This window comes from Clostridium uliginosum (assembly GCF_900112485.1).
In the GTDB taxonomy this organism is placed as follows: Bacteria; Bacillota; Clostridia; order Clostridiales; family Clostridiaceae; genus Clostridium; species Clostridium uliginosum.
In genome coordinates this window covers 29,179-51,239 of sequence record NZ_FOMG01000025.1, presented here as the reverse complement: position 1 = coordinate 51,239, position 22,061 = coordinate 29,179, and the positions used below count along the sequence as shown (strand labels likewise).

16 protein-coding genes are annotated in these 22,061 nt (G+C 29.1%); 1 reads left to right on the top strand and 15 read right to left on the bottom strand.

Translation table 11 applies throughout. The features are described from left to right. The first annotated feature begins 268 nt into the window (after nucleotides 1-268). A complete protein-coding gene (locus BM027_RS14165) occupies nucleotides 269-874 on the top strand; it encodes a TetR/AcrR family transcriptional regulator (RefSeq protein WP_090093196.1) in 606 nt (201 codons plus the stop codon). A gap of 280 nt (nucleotides 875-1,154) precedes the next feature. Here the strand turns inward: BM027_RS14165 and BM027_RS14160 are convergent, their stop codons facing one another. From BM027_RS14160 to BM027_RS14090, 15 genes are all read right to left on the bottom strand, one after another. After that, nucleotides 1,155-1,940, bottom strand: coding sequence for a pseudouridine synthase (locus BM027_RS14160; protein ID WP_090093194.1), 786 nt, complete (start codon nucleotides 1,938-1,940; stop codon nucleotides 1,155-1,157). Between the two features lie 86 nt (nucleotides 1,941-2,026). Further along, nucleotides 2,027-3,397 (bottom strand): 23S rRNA (uracil(1939)-C(5))-methyltransferase RlmD, encoded by a 1,371-nt coding sequence (gene rlmD, locus BM027_RS14155; protein ID WP_090093192.1) that lies wholly within the window; start codon nucleotides 3,395-3,397, stop codon nucleotides 2,027-2,029. A gap of 640 nt (nucleotides 3,398-4,037) precedes the next feature. Then, entirely contained in the window at nucleotides 4,038-4,397 is a 360-nt protein-coding gene (locus tag BM027_RS14150; protein ID WP_090093188.1) for a DUF1540 domain-containing protein, read from the bottom strand. A gap of 524 nt (nucleotides 4,398-4,921) precedes the next feature. Further along, the gene (pyk, locus tag BM027_RS14145) at nucleotides 4,922-6,346 is read right to left on the bottom strand and encodes a pyruvate kinase (RefSeq protein WP_090093186.1); all 1,425 of its coding nucleotides are present in this window, start codon (nucleotides 6,344-6,346) and stop codon (nucleotides 4,922-4,924) included. A gap of 65 nt (nucleotides 6,347-6,411) precedes the next feature. Beyond that, nucleotides 6,412-7,374: a 6-phosphofructokinase gene (gene pfkA / locus BM027_RS14140; protein WP_090093183.1), complete on the bottom strand. Its 963-nt coding sequence runs from the start codon at nucleotides 7,372-7,374 to the stop codon at nucleotides 6,412-6,414. A gap of 425 nt (nucleotides 7,375-7,799) precedes the next feature. Then, nucleotides 7,800-11,372, bottom strand: a complete 3,573-nt coding sequence (locus BM027_RS14135) for a DNA polymerase III subunit alpha (protein ID WP_175559995.1) — start codon at nucleotides 11,370-11,372, stop codon at nucleotides 7,800-7,802. A gap of 335 nt (nucleotides 11,373-11,707) precedes the next feature. After that, on the bottom strand, nucleotides 11,708-11,992 hold the full coding sequence (locus BM027_RS14130) for a Dabb family protein (RefSeq protein WP_090093178.1): 285 nt from the start codon (nucleotides 11,990-11,992) through the stop codon (nucleotides 11,708-11,710). 155 nt (nucleotides 11,993-12,147) lie between these two features. Continuing rightward, nucleotides 12,148-13,095 carry a DNA-binding protein WhiA gene (whiA, locus tag BM027_RS14125; protein ID WP_090093176.1) on the bottom strand — a complete coding sequence of 316 codons (948 nt, stop codon included), beginning with the start codon at nucleotides 13,093-13,095 and terminating at the stop codon, nucleotides 12,148-12,150. Between the two features lie 56 nt (nucleotides 13,096-13,151). Then, nucleotides 13,152-14,510, bottom strand: coding sequence for a gluconeogenesis factor YvcK family protein (locus BM027_RS14120; RefSeq protein WP_090093173.1), 1,359 nt, complete (start codon nucleotides 14,508-14,510; stop codon nucleotides 13,152-13,154). Further along, entirely contained in the window at nucleotides 14,507-15,391 is an 885-nt protein-coding gene (gene rapZ / locus BM027_RS14115; RefSeq protein WP_090093171.1) for an RNase adapter RapZ, read from the bottom strand. Before rapZ ends, BM027_RS14120 begins: the two co-directional genes overlap by 4 nt. Before the next feature lie 409 nt (nucleotides 15,392-15,800). After that, entirely contained in the window at nucleotides 15,801-16,715 is a 915-nt protein-coding gene (murB, locus tag BM027_RS14110; protein ID WP_090093168.1) for a UDP-N-acetylmuramate dehydrogenase, read from the bottom strand. A 126-nt stretch (nucleotides 16,716-16,841) separates the two neighbouring features. Continuing rightward, the gene (uvrC, locus tag BM027_RS14105) at nucleotides 16,842-18,716 is read right to left on the bottom strand and encodes an excinuclease ABC subunit UvrC (protein WP_090093211.1); all 1,875 of its coding nucleotides are present in this window, start codon (nucleotides 18,714-18,716) and stop codon (nucleotides 16,842-16,844) included. Between the two features lie 20 nt (nucleotides 18,717-18,736). After that, nucleotides 18,737-20,215: a peptidoglycan D,D-transpeptidase FtsI family protein gene (locus tag BM027_RS14100; RefSeq protein ID WP_090093166.1), complete on the bottom strand. Its 1,479-nt coding sequence runs from the start codon at nucleotides 20,213-20,215 to the stop codon at nucleotides 18,737-18,739. A gap of 3 nt (nucleotides 20,216-20,218) precedes the next feature. Continuing rightward, the gene (locus BM027_RS14095; RefSeq protein WP_175559994.1) at nucleotides 20,219-21,439 is read right to left on the bottom strand and encodes an FtsW/RodA/SpoVE family cell cycle protein; all 1,221 of its coding nucleotides are present in this window, start codon (nucleotides 21,437-21,439) and stop codon (nucleotides 20,219-20,221) included. Between the two features lie 25 nt (nucleotides 21,440-21,464). After that, entirely contained in the window at nucleotides 21,465-21,908 is a 444-nt protein-coding gene (locus BM027_RS14090; RefSeq protein WP_090093164.1) for an FHA domain-containing protein, read from the bottom strand. Nucleotides 21,909-22,061: the final 153 nt, after the last annotated feature.

The window sequence follows — 22,061 nt, the reverse complement described above, 5'->3', positions numbered from 1 at the left end:
TTAACATTACGATATTTTTTCTAATTTATATGTTCTAAAAAATTTTGTTCATTTAAATTGAATCTGTAATTTTCAAAATTTTAACAAGCTAGCTTCTCAATAATGAATTTTATTAATTAGAACTTATATATTATTAACATTTTTAATTTTCATAATTAATTGTTAGGTAAAGTTACTTTGGTTATTTACTCTTTTTAATTCCTAAATTATGGTATAATTATCAATAATAAACACTTATACAAATTCTAAATACATTAGTGGGGGTAATATGCAAGAAAATACAAACAATAAAAGAAAACTAAGAATTATAGACGCTGCAATTAAGGTATTTACTACGAAAAGCTTTGAAGAAGTGACCATGCGCGAAATTGCAGCTACAGCAGGACTTACTACTGGCGCAATATATTATCATTATAAAAGCAAGGACGAATTATTGTATGATCTAATAAACCACTCCATCCATTTTATTTATAAAATTTCAGAAAAAAATGGATCAAATTTAAAAGATAAAGATGTGCTTTTATCAGAAGTTAAGAATGAAGTACATATGCGTTTGTCAAAAAAGGACGAGCAAAAATTACATCTATTACTTATTAGCTATTTAATTTCAAAAAATGGTGAACTAAAAGAAAAATACAAATCAGATTATGATAACATAATAAATAAGGTTGCTAATATGTACTTATATACTTTTGGAGTAGAAAATGAAAAACTCAAAAAAAGTCTTGCATCAATTTTTGTTGCCGCATTAGATGGAATGGCAATACAGTATTCTTTAGGAATTCTCCCTGAAGGGCAAGAAGATTTTATTAAGACTTTTAACGATTTCTTTGCAGAAAGTATTCCATTATTCTTAGAGAAACATTTAGAATAAATATTTCAGCTATACTCATGATTCATATTATAACGACAAAATAGCGCACTATACTTGATACAGTTTAATTAGATACATATTTTTACCTAATAAATATAAATGTTGATATTGTAATATAAAGCTCATGGACAGTAGCATTCATAAAAGTAAATTCCAATACTAGTTCACCTTTATATTAAAATATCAACACTCTTTTAAAACATAGCAAAATTTTAAAGAGGATTAAGAGATTTCTCCCCTAATCCTAGCATAAGTCATATATTCTTTTTATAAAAAATACTTATAATTCTTCAAATAGCTTTTGAATTTCCACTTCTGTCAACAATCGATAATGACCTTTTTCCACTGATTCATCTAACATTAATCCTCCAATGGAAGTCCTTTTTAAATATACTACATAACAGCCTGCTACCTTTAACATACGCTTCACTTGGTGCTTACGTCCCTCTGTAATAGTAATATATCCAGAGACAACTGGCTGGTTATAATTGTTTGAATCTATATTATTTAAATTCTCAATAGGCATTTCATGTTTAAACTCTTTGTACATTCCGCATTTGTGCACTTCTATTTTTGCAGGCTTTGTTAGTATTTCACCTTTTCCGATGTAAATTCCTTGTTCTAATTGCTTTATATCTTCCTCGTCTAAAGAACCCAAGGCCCAAAAAAAATAAGTTTTTTCAACATGCTTTTGTGGGTACATTAATTTATGTTCAAATTCACCATCGTTGGTAAGTAACAATAATCCTTCTGTATCTTTGTCTAATCTTCCAACATGAAATACTCCATTCATTTTAGCATCATCAAAAAAATCAAATACTGTTTTATTAACTGTATCCTTTCTTGCAGTAATGTATCCAGCAGGTTTATTAAACATATAATATACTTTTCCAGTATAAGCAACTACTTTACCAAGATACTCAATAACATCAGAACTTTCGTTAATTTCTATTGCTGGTTCTGTTATAACTTCTCCATTTACCTTAACCATGCCTTCTTTGATATAAGTTCTAACAGTTTTCCTTCTCCCAATGGATGATTCTGCTAAAAATTTATCTAATCTCATATTTCATAACTTCTCTTCCTTTGTAAAATCATTTTATATCCCTATTACTAAGTAAAATCTAAACTTTAAATATATTTTTTGTTAGCTTACAGTTTTCTTTGTAGCTTTACTACACACTCCACATGACTAGTTTGTGGAAACATATCTACTGGTTGTATTTCTACTGTTTGATATCCTTGATTTTCTAATATTTTCAAATCTCTTGCTAATGTGCTTGGATCACATGATACATAAACTATTCTAAGTGGTTTTACTTTTCCTATTGCTTCTAATAGTTTTATATCGCATCCCTTTCTTGGCGGATCTACTACTATCACATCTGCTTTTATATTATCTTCTATGAGCTTAGGTATAATTTCTTCAGACTTACCCACAAAGAATTCTACATTATCCACATTATTTTCTTTTAAATTATCTTTTGCATTTATAATTGCTTGTTCTATTAGTTCTACCCCATATACTTTTTTTGACTTTTGGGATAAAAATAATGTTATTGTTCCTGCTCCACAATATGCATCAAATACAGTTTCATTTCCTGTCAATCCTGCATATTCTAATGCTTTATTATATAACACTTCTGTTTGTATCGGATTTATTTGGAAAAATGATAATGGGGATATATTAAATTTAAAATCTCCTATGTAATCTTGTATAGTGTCATCTCCATATAATGTAATGCATTTTTCTCCTAAAATTACATTAGTATTGTTAGGATTTACATTTAATATTATGCTTTTAACACCTTCTATATTTTCTAATATTATCTCTTTAAATTCCTCTATATAAGGCACCTTTTCTGTTGTAGCTACTAGTACAACCATTACCTCTCCTGTTTTAAATCCTCTTCTTATCATTATGTGTCTTAATATTCCTTTAGGATTAAACTCGCCGTCAAGTGTAAAAGGTTCGATATTATTTTTCTTAATCCATTTTTTTGTAAGATTTGCTACATTATCCGCAACCTTATCTTGAATTAAGCAAACATTTAAATCTATTATATTATGGCTTCTTGGAGCATAAAAACCTATTACTATTTCTCCATTTACTTTTCCTATAGGAAGTTGGACTTTGTTTCTATATCTATACGGTTTACTATCCATACCTAATGGATAATTAACTATATCCTTTGATAATCCACCAATCTTTGATACACAATCTTTTACTCTATCCCATTTAAAATCTAATTGTTTTTTATAGTTCATATGTTGGATTGAACATCCTCCACATCTCTTATAATTTGTACATTTAGGTTCTTCTCTATCTTTTGATATATCTATTATCTCTTCAATTCTTCCATATGCATAACTTTTTTTTACTTTTGTAATCTTAGCCCTAACACATTCACCAATTAAAGCACCTTGAATAAATATAGGATAACCTTCTACTTTGGCTATACCTTCACCTTCATAACCTTGGGCTACTATCTCTAAAATATATTCTTCATTTTTTTCTATCAATTCAAAATCCACCTTTTTTTAGGCTCTGTTTTAAAATCATGTTGATATTGTTACATATTGTTCAGTGGGCTAAAGAATTAAACTTAAGAACATCTAAATGAGTATAGTCCCATTCCAGCTTGCTCCAAAAGCAAACTTTGGACAAGCAATTAATGTGACAATACTCATTAAGAGTTCTAAAAGTGCAATTCTAATGCCAACTGAACAAAAATGTAACAATATCAACGCTATATTAAAACAGAGCCTTTTTTTATCATAACTTCTATAAAGTATATCATATTTATAACTTTGATATAATAGAATAATTAATAATTTAATCTTTATTTAGTCATGTAAAATAAAATAACAGAGCAATATGTAGGTTATATTTTGTAGTATACCAATGAAGTAAGATTTGATCGTAACTTATGTATTCCTCAAACTTATCAACAAAATATGTTACAACATAAACTAAGGCAAATTCAAAAAAATAATAGACCAATTTTGCGTCATACTACGTCGGCAAATTCAGCTAATAGATGGCTATTAACAAAAATTACCTCCTTGTCTGACCCTAAATATACGATGCCCCTTTGGTCTATTATTTTCTTTCATGTGCCCAACATACTGATTTGTTATTTTTTGAATGTGCATTATTATATTATCTAACAAAAGTTTGGCATTTAGCGTTTAATTCTCCTTGAGATGAATCCATTAAAATACTTACATTTCTTGCCTCACATTTGCCATTTAAATTATAGAAACAGTTAGTAGCATGACAATTAACATCTGGATTCATTCCTACATTATCAATAGATGAAAATGCTTGCATTAAACTAGCCATATATCCATTACCAGCCATTGATTGTGCTTCATATGTTGATGAACCTTCTCTATAATTTGAACAATAAGTTTGTAAACTACTTTGTGCTTCTGCACCTTCAATCATAATATATCCAGCTCCACACATTCCTTGTTGATTATTTGCACAGTTTCTAGCGCTACAGTTTAATTTAGTCATAATTATCACTCTTTCTATTTTCTTTGAAATATATTAATTAGTTTGCTCCATATAAGTAAAATTATTCTTAATAGTAATAAAAAACTAATTATTCTTGTCTAAGGCACATTCAAAAAAAGTAATAGACCAGTATGCTTATCTATTACTTTCTTTCATGTGCCTAACACTATATAGATATTATAAAATTTCAAAAAAATAGCACCCTTGCGGGTGCAAATACAGAATCAGTTGCCAATTAATCCCTTATTATCATTATTGCTCAATATAATAAATAATATACATAATATGTTAACATAATATATTTTATTTGTAAATTATTTGTAAATTAAATAATTAGTAAAAAATTCTCAGGATTTTTGAACTAGACAAGAAAGTAGATTCAGTTAATACTGTCTTATTAATTGCATTTGCTGACGCAGTATAATACAAAGAAACCTGTTACTATTTATTTAAAGATGCCTAAATTAACACAATAAAAAAACTCCCGATTAAATCGGGAGTTTTTTATTATAATATATATTTTATTATTCGCCTACTACGCTTACTTTTAATAAGTTAGTTGTTCCAATTTTATCAACTGGAACTCCAGCAGCGATAACAACTGTATCACCTTTTTTAACATACTTATGTTCTGTTGCTATTTCAACTGATTTTGCCATCATTTCATCAGTTGATGTCATCTTATCTGCAACTATTGGATATACTCCCCATGAGAATGCTAATTGTTTAGCAACTACTGAATCTGGAGTAACAGCTATAATTGGGCATTCTGGTCTACATTGAGAAATTCTCTTAGCAGTAGCACCACTTTGAGTTGATGATATTATAGCAGCTGCGTCTAATTCATTAGCTGCATTACAAGCTGCTCTTGAAATAACTCCTGACATAGCAGGTGTGTGAGATTTAGCACTTGAAACTGCAACTTTAGTAACTAATTGTTTTTCAGTTTCTTCTGCAATTGTAGCCATAGTTCTAACTGCTTCTACAGGATAAGTTCCGTTAGCGCTTTCTCCTGATAGCATTATAGCATCTGTACCATCTAAGATTGCATTAGCTACGTCTGAAACTTCTGCTCTTGTTGGTCTTGGATTTCTGATCATTGAGTCTAACATTTGAGTTGCTGTAACAACTGGCTTTCCAGCAGCATTACATTTTTGAATGATCATCTTTTGAACTGCAGGCACTCTTTCTATTGGAATTTCAACACCTAGATCTCCTCTAGCTACCATTATAGCATCTGAGATTTCTAAGATTGAATCTATGTTATCAACACCTTCTTGGTTTTCGATCTTAGGGCAGATTAAGATATTTTCTCCACCATTTTCATCAAGAACTTTTCTTATAGCTACTACGTCTGCTGCTTTTCTTACGAATGAAGCTGCTATCATAGTAACTCCCATTTTACAACCAAATATTAAATCTGATTTATCTTTTTCTGTAAGAGCTGGTAATTGGATTGAAACTCCTGGTACGTTAACTCCTTTATGAGTTCCAACTAATCCAGTATTTTGAACTTCACAGATAACTGCGTTTCCTTTTACTGATTTAACTGTTAATCCTACTAAACCGTCATCTATTAAGATTGTGTTTCCTGGTTTAACATCATTAGCTAATCCTTCATAAGTAACTGCACACTTTGTAGCGTCTCCAACTACTGACATATCTCCTGCATATACTGTAAATTCTGTACCTTTAACTAATTCAAGTTTGTTTGGTTCAAATTTTCCAGTTCTTATTTCTGGTCCCTTAGTATCAAGAATTATAGCTATTTCTTTATTATATTTCTTAGATAATTCTTTAACTTTTTCAATTCTTCCACGATGTTCTTCATGATCTCCGTGTGAAAAATTATGTCTTGAAGCATTCATTCCTGCTTCAATAACCTTTGATAATATTTCTTTATCTTCACTTGCTGGTCCAATTGTACAAATCATTTTTGTCTTTCTCATGCAAATAACACTCCTCTATATTTTTTAATTAATATATTATAAAAACTTTATATAAATAAAATTTATTAACGTGATAATATTTCTGCTACTCTATATAGGTCTTCATCAAATTTGCTTTCCATTGCTAGAGCTTCATCTATATCTTGATCTATGATCTTATTATCTCTAATTCCTATTACTTTTGAAGTTTCTCCACTTAATAGTACTTCTACTGCTTTTGCTCCCAATCTTGATGCTAAAACTCTATCAGAAGCTGATGGACTTCCACCTCTTTGAATGTGACCTAATACTGTTGCTCTTGTTTCTATTCCTGTTAATTCTTCAACATACTTTGCTAATTCAAATGCTCCGCCAATTCCTTCAGAAAGAATTATAAGATTATGCATTTTACCATGATTTTTTCCATCTAAAATAGTTCTGCAAAGTGCATCTTTATCAAAATCTTTCATTTCAGGAACTATTATTGATTCTGCTCCACCTGATATACCAGCATGTAAAGCTATATCTCCACAATCTCTACCCATAACTTCTATGATTGAAACTCTTTCATGTGAAGTTGAAGTATCTCTAATTTTATTTATTGCATCTACAACAGTATTTAATGCTGTATCAAATCCTATTGTAAAATCAGTATAAGCTAAATCATTATCTATTGTTCCTGGTAAACCTATAGTCTTAATTCCAAGCTTTGATAATAGTTTTGCCCCCATGAAAGATCCGTCTCCACCTATAACTACTAAAGCATCTACTCCATAAGCTTTTAATATTTTAGCAGCTCTTTGTCTAACTTCTTCTTTCTTAAATTCTGGACATCTAGCTGTTCTTAAGATTGTTCCACCTCTTTGAATTATATCTGATACTGAAGTTTTATCCATTGCGAATAATTCTCCATTAAGTAATCCACTATATCCTCTTTGAACTCCCATAACTTCAAGTCCACTGTAAATTGCAGTTCTTACTACTGCTCTTATAGCAGCGTTCATTCCTGGTGCATCTCCACCACTTGTTAAAATAGCTATTTTTTTCATAATATATTCCTCCTCAAACGCCAGTTAGGACACCCACTGTCCCACCTGTGCATAATTTATCCATATCTTATTAACCAATAATAATTGTACATAAATTTTAAGTATTTATCAATCATATTTAGATAAGTTTTGATATTCCTCTATCAATATCATGAAAATTCATAAAATCTTTAGTAGTGTTTTAGACAAATTTCTAGTTAATCTATTATTTTGAGTAAAAATTTATATATGTATTTAATTGATGATTTATATATATCAATAATATAATGAAAAATATTAAAATAATATATACTTATATTATAACCAACAAACGTTAAAATCATATAAAGTTACAATATTTTTATAATTTTAATTATTGTAATATTTTTCATTTATCATATACATTATTAATGGTTACAAAATGATACATATTAATAATAGAAAAACTATAAATCTACTATCTTTACATTTTCATCTCCTAAATGATTTCTTAATATTTGCATTATGTCTGTATCCATAGATACCCATCTATCTCTTGGAACTCTAAACTGTTGTCTTTGTTGTGCTGCAAAAATATAAATTGGTGTATCTCCTTGATACTCCTTAACTAATTCTTTAAGTTGATTATTAAGTTCTCTAGCTTTAATAGTATCCTCTACTTTTAAATATATTTTTGAAGTGTTCACTTTTTCTAAAGGTTCTATGCTTTCACATATTAATTTAGGTAATTCCTCATCTTTCAAACTTATTCTACCTTTAATTATAACCAAGCTATCTTCTTTACATACATCCCTAACTTTATCTAATGTTTTAGGAAAGACTATTACTTCTATCGTTCCTGATAAATCTTCTAATTTTAAGAACGCCATAATTGTATTATTTCTAGTAACTTTTTTATCTACCTGTGCTAAAATTCCACCTAAAATCACTCTATCATTATCTTGAATACCTGCTTCTTTATTAATTAAAACATCATCTTGAATATCAAGTTCTAGATCATCATCTAAACTTTCATGAAGTGAAAATATTTTGCCTATTTGATTTGAAGTTTGAAATTTAAGACTTTGAGCATAATCATCTAAAGGATGACCTGATATATATAATCCTGTCATTTCTTTTTCCATTGCTAAAAGACTTCTTTTATCAAATTCATTTATATTAGGATAACTTACTTCTGGTGCTTTTAACTCTTCTGCCCCAAAAAGACTTATTTGACCATCAATATTTCTCTTTCTATCACTTGAAACATTATCCATCATTTTTTCGTATACAGATAAAAGCTTTGATCTATAAACTTTGAAACTATCTAAGGCTCCAGCTTTTATTAAACTTTCTGTTGCACGTTTATTAATTGCTGATAAGTCAATTTTATTTATAAAATCTACTAAAGATTCAAATTTTCCCTTTGTTTCTCTTGAGTTTACCACACTATTTATTAAGTTAACTCCTACATTCTTTATAGCAGCTAATCCAAATCTAATAGTATTACCTTTAACTGCAAATTTTGAAAAACTCTCATTTATATCTGGTGGAAGTACTTGTATTCCTAGTTCTTCTGCTTTTGAAATATAATGTGCTACCTTTTCACTAGTTCCCATAATTGAGTTAAGCATTGCTGCAATCATTTCTACTGGGTAGTATTTCATCAAATAAGCTGTTTGATATCCCACAACTGCATATGCTGCAGCATGAGATTTATTAAATGCATATGATGCAAAATCCATCATTGAATCAAAAATTTTATTTGCAGCATCTTCACTTATTCCATTTCTTATACAACCTGGAACTATTACTTCTCCATTTTCTTCAATTCCATGAATAAAGTTAATTCTCTCTTCTTCCATAACTTTATGCTTTTTCTTTGACATAGCTCTTCTAACTAAATCACTTCTACCCATAGAATATCCAGCTAAGTCCCTAACAGTTTGCATTACTTGCTCTTGATATACCAAACATCCATAAGTTACTTTTAATATTGGTTCTAATTCTTTTGTTAAATAAGTAACTCCCTCAGGATTTTTCTTTCCTTTTATGTACTTAGGTATTTCTGCCATAGGGCCTGGTCTATATAAAGAAATTCCTGCAATAACATCTTCTAAAGAATCTGGCTTTAATTCCTTCATGAAAGATACCATTCCTGGAGATTCTAATTGAAATACCCCCGCAGTCTTTCCTTCACCTATCATCTTATAAACTTCCTTATCATCAAAGTCTATTTTATCTAGGTCTATTGTAACTCCTCTATTTTCTTTTATCATTCCAATTGCATCATTCATAACAGTTAATGTTCTAAGCCCTAAAAAGTCCATCTTAAGCAAACCAAGTTCTTCTAATGTACCCATTCCAAACTGTGTTACTATCATTTCATCATTCTTTTGAAGTGGTACATATTCAACCAAAGGATTTGATGCAATAACTACACCAGCTGCATGAGTTGATGAATGCCTTGGAAGTCCTTCTAAATCTTTAGACATATCTATTAAAGCTTTTACTCTATCATCACTATCATAAGTTGCTTTAAGCTCTGGGTTAAGTTGCAATGCCTTTTCTATAGTAATTCCAAGCATAGTAGGTATCATCTTAGATATCTTATCTACCTCTCCATAGGTATAGTTCATCGCTCTACCTACATCTCTTATGCATGCTCTAGCTGCCATTGTTCCAAATGTTATTATTTGAGAAACATTATCTGCACCATACTTTTCTACAACATAATCAATTACTTCTTGTCTTCGTTCATAGCAAAAATCACTATCTATATCGGGCATAGAAACTCTTTCTGGATTTAAAAAACGTTCAAAAAGTAAATTATATTTTATAGGATCTATTTTTGTAATACCTAAAGTAAAAGCAACTATTGAGCCAGCAGCTGATCCTCTTCCTGGACCTGTTGGTATTCCATTTTCATTTGAAAATCTAATAAAATCCCAAACAATTAAAAAATAATCAACATATCCCATTTGTTTTATAATTTGAAGTTCGTACTCCAATCTATCTATATGATTCTTTACATTTTCATCCGAATCATTTAACTCATGAAGCTTGTTATAATCTAAACATTTATCTCTTAATTCTTTAAATTCATCATATTTGTCTATCAATCCTTTGTAGCAAGTATCTCTAAGATACTCATATGGGTCTTGATCTTCTTCTAAAGGAAATCTTGGTAACTTAGATTTATGAAACTCATATTCATAGTTGCATTCTTCTGCTATTTTTACAGTATTCTCTAAGGCTTCTGGTATGTACGAGAACATATCCCACATTTCTTCTGGGGATTTTAAGTAAAACTGATCAGAAGGATATCTTCTTCTATTAGCATCATCTACTGTCTTTGCTGTTTGAATGCACATTAAAATATCATGAGATTTAGAATCTTCTTTTTTTATATAATGAACATCATTAGTAGCAACTAATGGAATTCCTGTTTCTTTTGATAACCTTATGTTTTCTTCATTTACTTTTCTTTGCTCATCCATACCATGATTTTGTATTTCTAAATAAAAACCATCCTTAAATATATCCTTATATAATAACGCAACATCTTTAGCTTTTTCATAATTACCATTAAGGTGATAAGATTGAATCTCCCCACCAAGACAAGCACTTAATGCAATTAACCCATCACTATGTTCTCTTAAATATTCATGATCAACTCTAGGTTTATAATAAAATCCTTCTATTGATGCTGCTGAGACAATCTTCATTAAATTTTTATATCCAATTTCATTTTTAACTAATAAAACTAAATGATGAGTTGAATTTTCTTTATCTGGTTGTTTAATTTTCATAGACTTAGATGCAACATAAACTTCACATCCTAGTATTGGCTTTATTCCATTTTCTAAAGCTGCCTTATAAAAACTTACAAGTCCATATAAAACCCCATGATCTGTAATAGCCATACTATTCATACCCATGTTTTTTGCAGCAGCCATGAGTTTTCCTACTTTACCTGAACCATCTAACAAACTATATTCTGTATGCAGATGAAGATGGCAAAATTCCTTTTTGTTCAATATGTCTCACCCCCTAATCTAATCAGAACACAGTGGTTACGCCACGCCTAAATGAACAATTAACAATGAACAGTGAACAATTTGGGAGCTTTTTTCAATTGTTCATTGTATATTGTCAATTAAAAAGCTCTCCAATTCTAAGTTTTATCAACCATTCTAGTTTTTAAAACTCTATAAATTCAAATATTATAAGAATAGTGATAAAAATTCTTATAATATTAAAAACATAATTCTATAAATTATCCATAGGATTTTTATGACCTCTAACATATGTGTTAATAATATGTGATTATATCTTATATCCTACTTTTAAAATTTTTTCAAATAACCTTAATTTAGAAATCTAAAGATTTAGTACATTCTAAATATGGTCCTACAACTTTTTTAACCTTTTCTACATGAAATTCATTTACATCATATGCAAGACAATTTTCCTTTGAATCAAATCTTGCTATAATTCCAACATCAAAACTTCTCTCCTTTCTTATTACATCTATTCCCACTTCTAGTTCTTTTAATCCCTCTATATTACCATCCATACTCAATAAAGTTTGTTCTACAAATTTTAAATTTTCCTTTGTTGGCTCCTTAAGTTTAAAAAATACTATGTGTGTAAACATAATTCCATCTCCCTCTCTTTAAATTAGAATATATTTTAGTATAATGTTTCTATTTTAGTATTATAACTCTTAATTGAAAGTCAAAAAGTTTCCTATTTCAATTCTGTTTATACTAAAATATTAGTTTAAAATATCATATTTCATAAAAAGTCCCCTTAATTCCCTGTTCTTAATTCATCTGCTATCTTTTCTATTTTTCTTAATCTATGATTTATCCCTGATTTCCCTACTGGTGGTTCTAACATTTCTCCTAATTCTTTTAAAGACTCATCAGGATAATTTAATCTTAACTCTGCAACTTCTCTAAGATTTTTAGGTAATCTTTGAAGACCTATTTGATTTTGTATTAATCTTATGCTTTCAACTTGTCTTACCGCTGCATTAACAGTTTTTGAAAGGTTAGCTGTTTCACAATTAACAAGTCTATTTACATTATTTCTCATTTCCTTCATTATCCTTATATTCTCAAGTTCTAATAATGAAGTATGAGCTCCTAGTATATTAAGCAAATCTACAATTTGTTCTCCTTCTTTTATATAAATTATAAAGCTACTTTTTCTTTGAATAACCTTAGAATTCAAGCTAAACGTATTTATAAGATCTCGTAAATCCATTGCATATTCTTCACTATGAGTTACAAATTCTAAATGATATGTTCTCTCTGGATTACTTATACTCCCACCACCAATAAATGCTCCTCTTACATATGCTCTTCTTTCAGCTTCTTCTTTAATCATATCAGTATTTATTCTATAATCTAGATTCATTATGCCATCAATTTCTTTCAGTATTCCTGTTTTACTTAATAAATCTCTAACACCCATTTCTTCTGAAATTACTACCAGATAAATGTTATTCTTCTTTAAAGAATTACTTTTCTTAACCATTAATTTTGAATGAATATTGAAATGCTCTTTTAAAATAGTAAATATTAATCTTGCGCTTGCAGGATTTTCTGTGGTCATCTTAAAGCTTAAACCACTTCCACTAAAAGCTATTGTACCACTAACCTTCATTATAGCTGATATTTCTGCTAATGCCTCTTCCTTAGAAATATCCACATATCTGCATATCTCGCCTTTAACTTTAGATGAAAATGACATTTTATTTCCCCTTATCTATAAATTTATTTAAATTTCATATCTTTAATCTTTTTTCATTATTTTTTTTGTAATGACTTAATTTTTTCGTCTCTTACTCTCTTTTTAATACGTTGAGATAAATACATGTATTCTATAATCTTCTTTTTATCATATAAAAGTTTCTTTTCCATTATTGTATCAACTAAAACTTGTGCCAATTTATCTGCATCATGTTTTATAAGACCATTTTTTATTTTAACTAAGTTATCTCCAACTATTTCAATACCTAGACTATCAATACTTTCTTCATCTAGATTAACTAGTTCTGCATCTTCTAAGTGATATTTTTCTTTTAAATCATCTGGTATCTCTCCTGTATTTGCAATAACATAATTAACTATCTCTTTACCACCATATTTTAGTAATACTTTTAAATGATCTGACACTTTAAACCCTGTTGTTTCTCCTGGCTGAGTCATTATATTTGAAATATAAATTTTAAGTGCACTGCTTTTTCTTATTTCTTTTGCTATATCTTTTACTAATAAATTTGGTGTTATACTAGTATAAAGACTACCTGGTCCCATTACTATTGCATCAGCTTCTTTTAGTGCCTCTATTGCTTCCTTTAATGCCTTTGCATCTTCTGGGATAATTTTTAAATTTTCAATCTTAGAATTTTGTTTTATTACCTCTTCTGGAATTTGAGATTCTCCTCGAATAACACTTCCATTTTCAAGTGTTGCCTCTAATGCCATATTATCTAATGTTACTGGTACAACTTTTCCAGTAACAGCTAATACTGAACTCATTTTTTGAACCGCTTCTTCAAAATTATCTGATATTCCATCCATAGCTGCTAAAAATAAATTCCCAAAACTTTGATTCTTTAATCTACCATCTGTAAATCTATATTGAAGTAAATTTTCCATTATAGGTTCAGTATCTGCTAATGCTAAAATGCAGTTTCTTATATCTCCTGGAGCTAACATTCCTAAGTCTTCTCTTAAGTCTCCAGATCCACCACCATCATCAGCAACTGTTACTATCGCTGTAATATTTGAAGTATAATACTTTAATCCTCTAAGCATTGTTGAAAGACCTGTACCTCCACCAATTACTACAATTTTAGGTCCTTTTACAAGTAACCTTTTCTCCTCAATGAAGCTTTCGATCTTTTTACTATCAAATGATACTTTAATATATCCTCTATTTACCAATGCAATTATAGATTTCATGCTTTCTGTAATTGATATATATAAAACAAATAACCCTGTAATATTTAAAAATATATAAAATATTTTATAGTACAAATCATAAACCCTATGTGTTACAAGCTCTGTAAATCCAAAAGCTATTAATAATATACCGAATACTCCAAATACTAGCCATCGCTTAACTTTTATTCCTGGTTTGATCCAATCATGAATCTTCATAGCTTCTTTTCTCCTCTATGAAGATCTTCTCCTACATCTCTATGTTCTATCTTAGCTTTATAATTATCTTTATTTAATCTAGTATATACTTCATTAGCAATTGCTACTGAGCGATGTCTTCCACCTGTACACCCTATTGAAATTATAAGTTGCCTTTTTCCTTCTTTAATATAATTTGGGATTAAATATTTTAACATATCTTGTAACTTATCTATGAAAGTACTAGTTTCTTCTTGTTTTAAAACATAATCTTTTACAGCTTTGTCATTTCCAGAGTATTGTTTTAATTCTGGAATATAGAATGGATTTGGTATGAATCTAACATCAAATACTAAATCTGAATCTACTGGTATTCCATATTTAAATCCAAAGCTTAATACTGTAATTGATAATTGCTTTTCAACACAAAGGTTATCTCCATAATTTTCATTTATATTTTCTCTTAAATCTCTTATTGCATATTTTGATGTATCAATTATTATATCTGCTCTATCTTTAACTTCTCTTAATCTACTTCTTTCTTGAATGATTCCATTTAAAACTCTACCATCTGGTGATAATGGATGACTTCTTCTAGATTCCTTAAACCTTTTAATAAGAACCTCATCTGTTGCATCTAAAAATAAAATTTCATATTTAAATTCATTTTCTTTTAAATAGTTTAATGTTTCAAATAAGTCATCAAAGAATACTCCTCCTCTTATATCAATAACCAATGCTACTTTTTCTATATGTCCTACACTTTGAGAACACAACTCTGCAAATTTAGAAATTAACTTAGGTGGAAGATTATCCACACAAAAATATCCCAAATCTTCCAAACTCCTAGTAGCTTGTGTTTTTCCTGCTCCTGATAATCCTGTTACTATAACAAATCTCATACTACAAAGCCTCCTTATTTAGTCAAATACGCTTAGGCACACGAAACAAAATATACGACGCATACTGGTCTATTATTTTTTTAATGTGCCTAAATTCCTGACAATTATATTTTTAATTTAATTATTATAAATTCTATGAAAATTGAACTTTATGCACAATTAAGTAATTAAAATTTAATATTGAATTTCTTTATAATTAATGCCTTCTTAATCTCATCATTAAATGAAATATCTTTTTTAAATTATACCATATTAATGTTACATTTAAATTTTAAAAACAAAAAACTCAAAAGTTTAAGCTTTTGAGTTTTTCATATTTATAAGGCATTATTTTTTTTATAAGACATATTCAAAAAAATAGCAAATCAGTATGCTAGTCTATTTTGTGTCATATGCCTAAATACCTAAATTAATCTTCTCCTAAAATTCTTACTTCTGGATGCAATTCTACTCCAAATTGTTTTTTTACTTCCTCTTGAACATGCTTTATTACTGCTAAAATATCCTTTGCACTTGCATTACCTTTGTTAATAACAAAACCTGAATGCTTTTCTGAAACAGCAGCTCCTCCAATAGTAAATCCTTTTAATCCAGCATCTTGAATTAACTTTCCTGCAAAATACCCTTCTGGTCTTTTAAAAGTACTACCTGCTGAAGGAAATTCTAACGGTTGTCTTTCTTCTCTTCTTTTAGTTAATTCAAAAACTCTGTTTTTAACTTTTTCCTTTTCTCCATCTTGAAGGCAAAAAGTAGCACTTATTACTACATATCCTTTTTGCATCACTAAAGAAGTTCTATATCCTAGTTGTAATTCATCCTTTGTTAAAACAATAATATTTCCATTATCATCAATAACTTCTGCTTCTTGAATCACATAAGATATTTCTCCATCATAAGCACCTGCATTCATAAACACTGCACCGCCTACGCTTCCTGGAATACCACATGCAAATTCAAATCCTGTTAATGATGCACCTAAAGCTTCTTCTGAAAGATCTTTAAGCAATGCTCCACATTGTGCTTTAATAATGTTTTGCTTTCTTTCTATAATATTAAGTTCACATAATTTTATAACAACGCCTCTAATTCCTGAATCTTTAACTAAAATATTTGATCCATTCCCTATAACATAGAAAGGGATATTATTAGATTTACATATTTTTATACTTTCTGCTATTTGTTGCTTAGTATTTGGAGTCAAAAGTATATCTACTGGTCCTCCAACCTTAAAATGTGTATGTTCACTCATTTTTGCACTTAGCTGTATTTGTGTATCTTGGTATAAATTACCAAACAAGCTCTTATAGTTTTCATATTGACTCATGCTAAAACTCCTCAAATACTGATATTAATTTAGTCATTGATTTTCCAAATGACTTATTTAAATAGTATAAATTACTTAGTTGTTTAAAACAAGTAATTATTTTATTCCGTATTATTATAGCATAATTTATGTGTTTTGTTCATGTTTTTTAAAATAAGCTAAAATACTATTTGCAGTCTTATTATCTATTGATTCTGTATCTAAAAGTTCTGTAAACGTCGCTTTTTTTATATTTTCAATACTACCAAACTTGATTAATAATGACCTTCTTCTTTTTTGACCAACATTCGGTATATCTTCTAATATAGAATGTAAAGTTTTTTTATCTCTTAAGGTTCTATGATATGTTATTGCAAATCTGTGAACTTCATCTTGAATTCTTCTTATTAATTGCATAAGATTAGAACTTCTATTAATAATAATTTCTTCATTATTATATATTATACCCCTTGTTGCATGATAATTATCCTTCACCAATCCACATACTGGTATCTGTATATCTAGTTTATTTAACACATCCTTAGCTATATTAACCTGCCCTTTTCCACCATCCATCATAATTAAATCTGGAAAATTCGAAAACTTCCCATTAGAAAATTTAAGATTTCTATCCTGTATTTGTTTTATCTCATCTAATCCATGAAGAAATCTTCGTTCTAATATTTCTCTCATGCTATCATATTCGTTTCCATTTTTTACTGATTTTATACTAAATCGCCTATAATCATTATTTTTTGCCTTACCATCTTCAAATACAATCATTGATCCAACTGAATCAACTCCTTGTATATTAGAGATATCATATGCTTCTATTCTAATAGGCATTTCATGAAGTTCTAAAAGTTCTTTTATTTCTTCTAGGCAAAATCTATTTATTTCTTTATCTCTTAGTATTTTATCTTTAAATTGTTCTAAGGTAACTTTTGCATTACTTTTAACTAGTTCTAACATATCTTTTTTATTACCTTTGACTGGAACTTTAACCGAAACCCTTGATCCCCTTTTTATCATTAAAAATTCTTCTAATACTTCAGAATCTTCTGTTTGTGGGAGGTAAATATTTTTAGGAACTTTTGGAGTTCCGCCATAAAATGAAATCATAAACTGTGATAAGATACTTGAATCTTCTTGATATGTACTATTCTCAATTATAAAGTGTTCTCTTCCAGTTACTTTTCCATCTCTTAGAAAAAATACTTGAACACAGCAATCTTTTTCATCTTTATATAAATTTATAAAATCTTCATCACCTTCTTGAGATTTAAAGATTTTTTGTTTTTCAACTATATTATCTATAGCCATTATTTTATCTCTTAATAAAGCTGCTTTTTCAAACTCTAAATTACTTGAAACTGTTTCCATTTCACTTTTTAATTTACTAACAATACTTCTATCTTTCCCACTTAAAAGATCCATAACTTCATTTATCATATTTCTGTATTCATTCATAGAAATATGTCCAGCACAAGGTGCATTACATCTTTTAATGTGATAATTTAAGCAAGGTCTTGTTGGTTCTCCGCAATCAACTATAGATTTTTTGCAGGTTCTTATAGGAAATATTTTTTTTATTAAATTTATTGTTTCATGCACAGCACCTACATTTGTATATGGTCCAAAATATTTATTACCATCTTTAGCATATTTTCTAGTTATAAAAACTTTAGGAAAATCTTCATTTACTGTTATTTTTATAAATGGATAAAATTTATCATCTTTTAAAAGAATATTATATCTTGGACTATACTTCTTAATTAAGTTACATTCTAAAATCAAAGCTTCCATTTCAGAATCTGTAACTATGTATTCAAATTCTGAAATGTTTTTAACCATAGCTCTAACTTTTTCAGAATGATTTTTTGAGCTTTGAAAGTATTGTCTAACCCTATTTTTTAACACCTTAGCTTTACCTACATATATAACTTCACCAAGGGCGTTTTTCATTAAATACACCCCCGGCTTTTCTGGCAAAATTTTTAATTGGTTTTTAAAATCAAAAATTTTATTCACCTCCAAACCCTCTATTTAGACAAAGAAGTTTGAATTACTCTACCTGCTACTTGAGCTGCTGCAACAGCTCCATAGCCTCCATTTTCCACTATAACTGCTACTGCTACTTGTGGATTATTTTGAGGAGCAAATCCTATAAACCATGAATGTGGGGTAGCATCCTGACCATTAGCAAGCTTATAATCTGCTGTACCTGTTTTTCCACAAGTATCAGTTCCTTGGAAAAATCCCCATGAACTATTAAGCTTAGAATCAACTAAGTTTTTCATATAGTCTTTTATTGTTGCTGCATCACTTGAAGGCATAACTTGCTTTATAGTCTTTGTACCTATTGTTTTAACAGTTTTACCATCTTTATCAATTACTTTGTTAACAAGTTTTGGCTCCATCATTACTCCATTATTTGCAATTGTACTAGTTACTAATGCCATTTGCATTGGTGTAGCTAAAATACTACTTTGACCAATTCCTGTTTGTGCTATACTACCAACTTCCCCACTCTTAAGCGTAGGAAATTGACTTTTTTGTATTGTAAATCCATTAGCTTCTATTGTATTATTAAAACCAAACTTTTCTGCTGTTTGTTTTAATTTATCATTTCCAAGTTCCATAGCTAATCCACCAAAAACAACATTACTAGAAACTTTAAATGCGTCTTTTAAATTTAATGATCCATAAGCTGCTCCACCAGAGTTGCTTAAAGATTGTTTAGCATTAAATACAAGTTTACCATCATCTTGAAATGTTCTAGTTGTAATTCCTGATATATTTTCTAAAGAACTTGTAAGAGTAACAGTCTTAAATGTTGACCCTGGTGGATATAATCCCGCTGTTGCCCTGTTTATTAACGGAGTATTATCTGCACTTCCAGAATTAGCTGCTTTCATAGCAGCTTCTAAATCATTAGGATTATATGTTGGTTTAGATACCATTGCTAATACTTCTCCAGTTTGAGGGTTTAATACAACTACTGCACCTTTATTATTACCAAGAGCATCATATGCTGTCTTTTGAATCTTTGCATCTAATGTAGTTATTATACTATTTCCAACCTTGTTTTCCTCTTGTTTCCTATTATCAAACATATCTTTAAATTTATCAAAACTAAAGTCTTTAATTAAGCTTAATAAATCATTGCTACTAGAACTGTTGGTTGTTAATTCTTTAGCATATGTAGCTTCAAGACCAGCATTTTTATATACTGGATCTACATATCCTAAAACATGAGTATATAAATCTCCATAAACATACTCTCTTTTTTGTGTAAGAGCATCTTTCCTTTCACTCTTAGTTAAAGCATTTTGATTTCTATCATATATAGTTCCTCTTAATACTTTATTTTGTTCAGCCCATAATCTCTTATTTCCTTGTTGCTCTGCAATGCCTGGTGCTTTAAACACTTGGAAATAAGCAATATACGATATAAGAGCTACAAAACAAAATAGGAAAACTATCATTACCTTTTTTACACTATCTGAAATATCCTTCATTGCTTAGTCCTCCTCTGATATCTTTTGAAGTATTGCAAGTGAAAAGAACATAGTTATAACTGATGAACCTCCATAACTAATTAGAGGTAAAGTAATACCTGTTAATGGTATTACTGCAAATACTCCACCAATGATTACGAGAACTTGACAAGCTATCATAGCACTAAACCCTACTGTATTTAATTGAGAAAATCTATCTTTAATAATAAATGCTGATCTCATTCCTCTATAAAACATTAAGAAGTATATAATCATAACTCCAAGTCCAATGATTATTCCAAGTTCCTCACAAATTACTGAAAATATAAAATCCGAAGTATTAACTGGAACAAAACCTGGATATCCCTTTCCTAATCCACTTCCAAAAAGACCTCCAGATGAAATAGCATACATTCCTTCTACTATTTGATAACCTTGACCAGTTGTATCACTCCAAGGATCTCTCCAAATTTGTACTCTTTCTCTTACATGGCCAAATAACTTATAAGCAATAAAAGCACCTGCTAAAAATAAAACTAAACTTATTATTACATATTTCTTTTTTCCTGTTCCAACATAAAGCATTGTAACTGCTATTCCAAAAAATATTAAAGCTGATCCTAAATCTTTTTGAAGAACCATACATCCTATTGAAAACATAACTACCAAAGCAGGTTCCCAAAGTTGTTTGAAATCCTCTATAACATTATTTTTATCTTCATAATTTTGAAGCGCTGTGGCAAGATACAATACCAATGCTATCTTTCCAAATTCTGATGGTTGAAACCCTGTTCCACCAATAAGTATCCAGTTGGTAGATCCATTTACTTTTGAACCAAATGCTAAAGCCAATGGCATTAAAACTAGAGTTGCGCCCATAAATATCCACTTATATTTACCAAACTCACGGATATCTGGTATAGATAAAATAATAACCATATAAATTATAATACCTGCTGTTACCCAAATTAATTGTTTAACTGCAACACTAGTGTCTAATCTATATAATACAGCTATACCTATAACTGCCAATATACACGAAAATATAAATAAAAATCTATCCCCATTAGGATAAAATTTTTTCATTAAAACTTTAGCTACAGTAATTAAAATACATATCATTAATCCCATATATATTGCACCTTTATCTATAGGATCTTTTAATATAGCTAAATTAACAAAAAGTGCCATACATAATAAATAAGTTAATAACATTAACTTACTATCACCATTTTTTGTCCTCATGATTTCACCTCATCTGCCAATATCTTTAGCTTAAAACTTTAAAGATAGAAGTTCCTATTCTTATTTCATCCTTATTAGATAACTTAAGTCTACCCCTTATCCTAGTTCCATTAACATAAGTTCCATTTGTACTATTTAAATCTTCTATTACCAAGCCAGCATTTCTTACAGCAACCTTAGCATGATTTCCTGAAACATGTTGGTCAGATAGTATAATTGAATTATCTTCTTTCCTACCAATAGTAATGTCTGTCCTAACGGGAATAACAGAACCTTCTTTCAAATCAGTGTTCTTACCTGATTCGAATATTTCTAAACCAAAATTTCCTCTTGAAGGCGCAGGTCTTTTTCTTCTGCCTCCACTTTTAATATCTTTATACATTATCCTTAAAGCGTAATAAATTATAACATATAAAACTACAATAAATATTATTCCAAATATTCCCGCAGATATTTTTGAAAAATCCATAACTTCACCTCAATATATATTTCCTATATCATAATAATGATTATACAACAAAAAGAGTAATTATGACATTATAAAACTATTACTTTATTATAACAAACACTTTTTAACTTCATAATATTCACCAATTGCTAAATTATTTATTTTCTCATTTAG

Coding starts and splice junctions, on each gene's coding strand:
- pfkA (WP_090093183.1), bottom strand. CDS start 7,374: ATGAAAAAAATAGCTATTTTAACAAGTGGTGGAGATGCACCAGGAATG.
- BM027_RS14160 (WP_090093194.1), bottom strand. CDS start 1,940: ATGAGATTAGATAAATTTTTAGCAGAATCATCCATTGGGAGAAGGAAA.
- BM027_RS14120 (WP_090093173.1), bottom strand. CDS start 14,510: ATGAAGATTCATGATTGGATCAAACCAGGAATAAAAGTTAAGCGATGG.
- BM027_RS14090 (WP_090093164.1), bottom strand. CDS start 21,908: ATGGATTTTTCAAAAATATCTGCGGGAATATTTGGAATAATATTTATT.
- BM027_RS14100 (WP_090093166.1), bottom strand. CDS start 20,215: ATGAAGGATATTTCAGATAGTGTAAAAAAGGTAATGATAGTTTTCCTA.
- rapZ (WP_090093171.1), bottom strand. CDS start 15,391: ATGAGATTTGTTATAGTAACAGGATTATCAGGAGCAGGAAAAACACAA.
- whiA (WP_090093176.1), bottom strand. CDS start 13,095: ATGTCATTTTCATCTAAAGTTAAAGGCGAGATATGCAGATATGTGGAT.
- pyk (WP_090093186.1), bottom strand. CDS start 6,346: ATGAGAAAGACAAAAATGATTTGTACAATTGGACCAGCAAGTGAAGAT.
- BM027_RS14165 (WP_090093196.1), top strand. CDS start 269: ATGCAAGAAAATACAAACAATAAAAGAAAACTAAGAATTATAGACGCT.
- BM027_RS14150 (WP_090093188.1), bottom strand. CDS start 4,397: ATGACTAAATTAAACTGTAGCGCTAGAAACTGTGCAAATAATCAACAA.
- BM027_RS14095 (WP_175559994.1), bottom strand. CDS start 21,439: ATGAGGACAAAAAATGGTGATAGTAAGTTAATGTTATTAACTTATTTA.
- murB (WP_090093168.1), bottom strand. CDS start 16,715: ATGAGTCAATATGAAAACTATAAGAGCTTGTTTGGTAATTTATACCAA.
- BM027_RS14130 (WP_090093178.1), bottom strand. CDS start 11,992: ATGTTTACACACATAGTATTTTTTAAACTTAAGGAGCCAACAAAGGAA.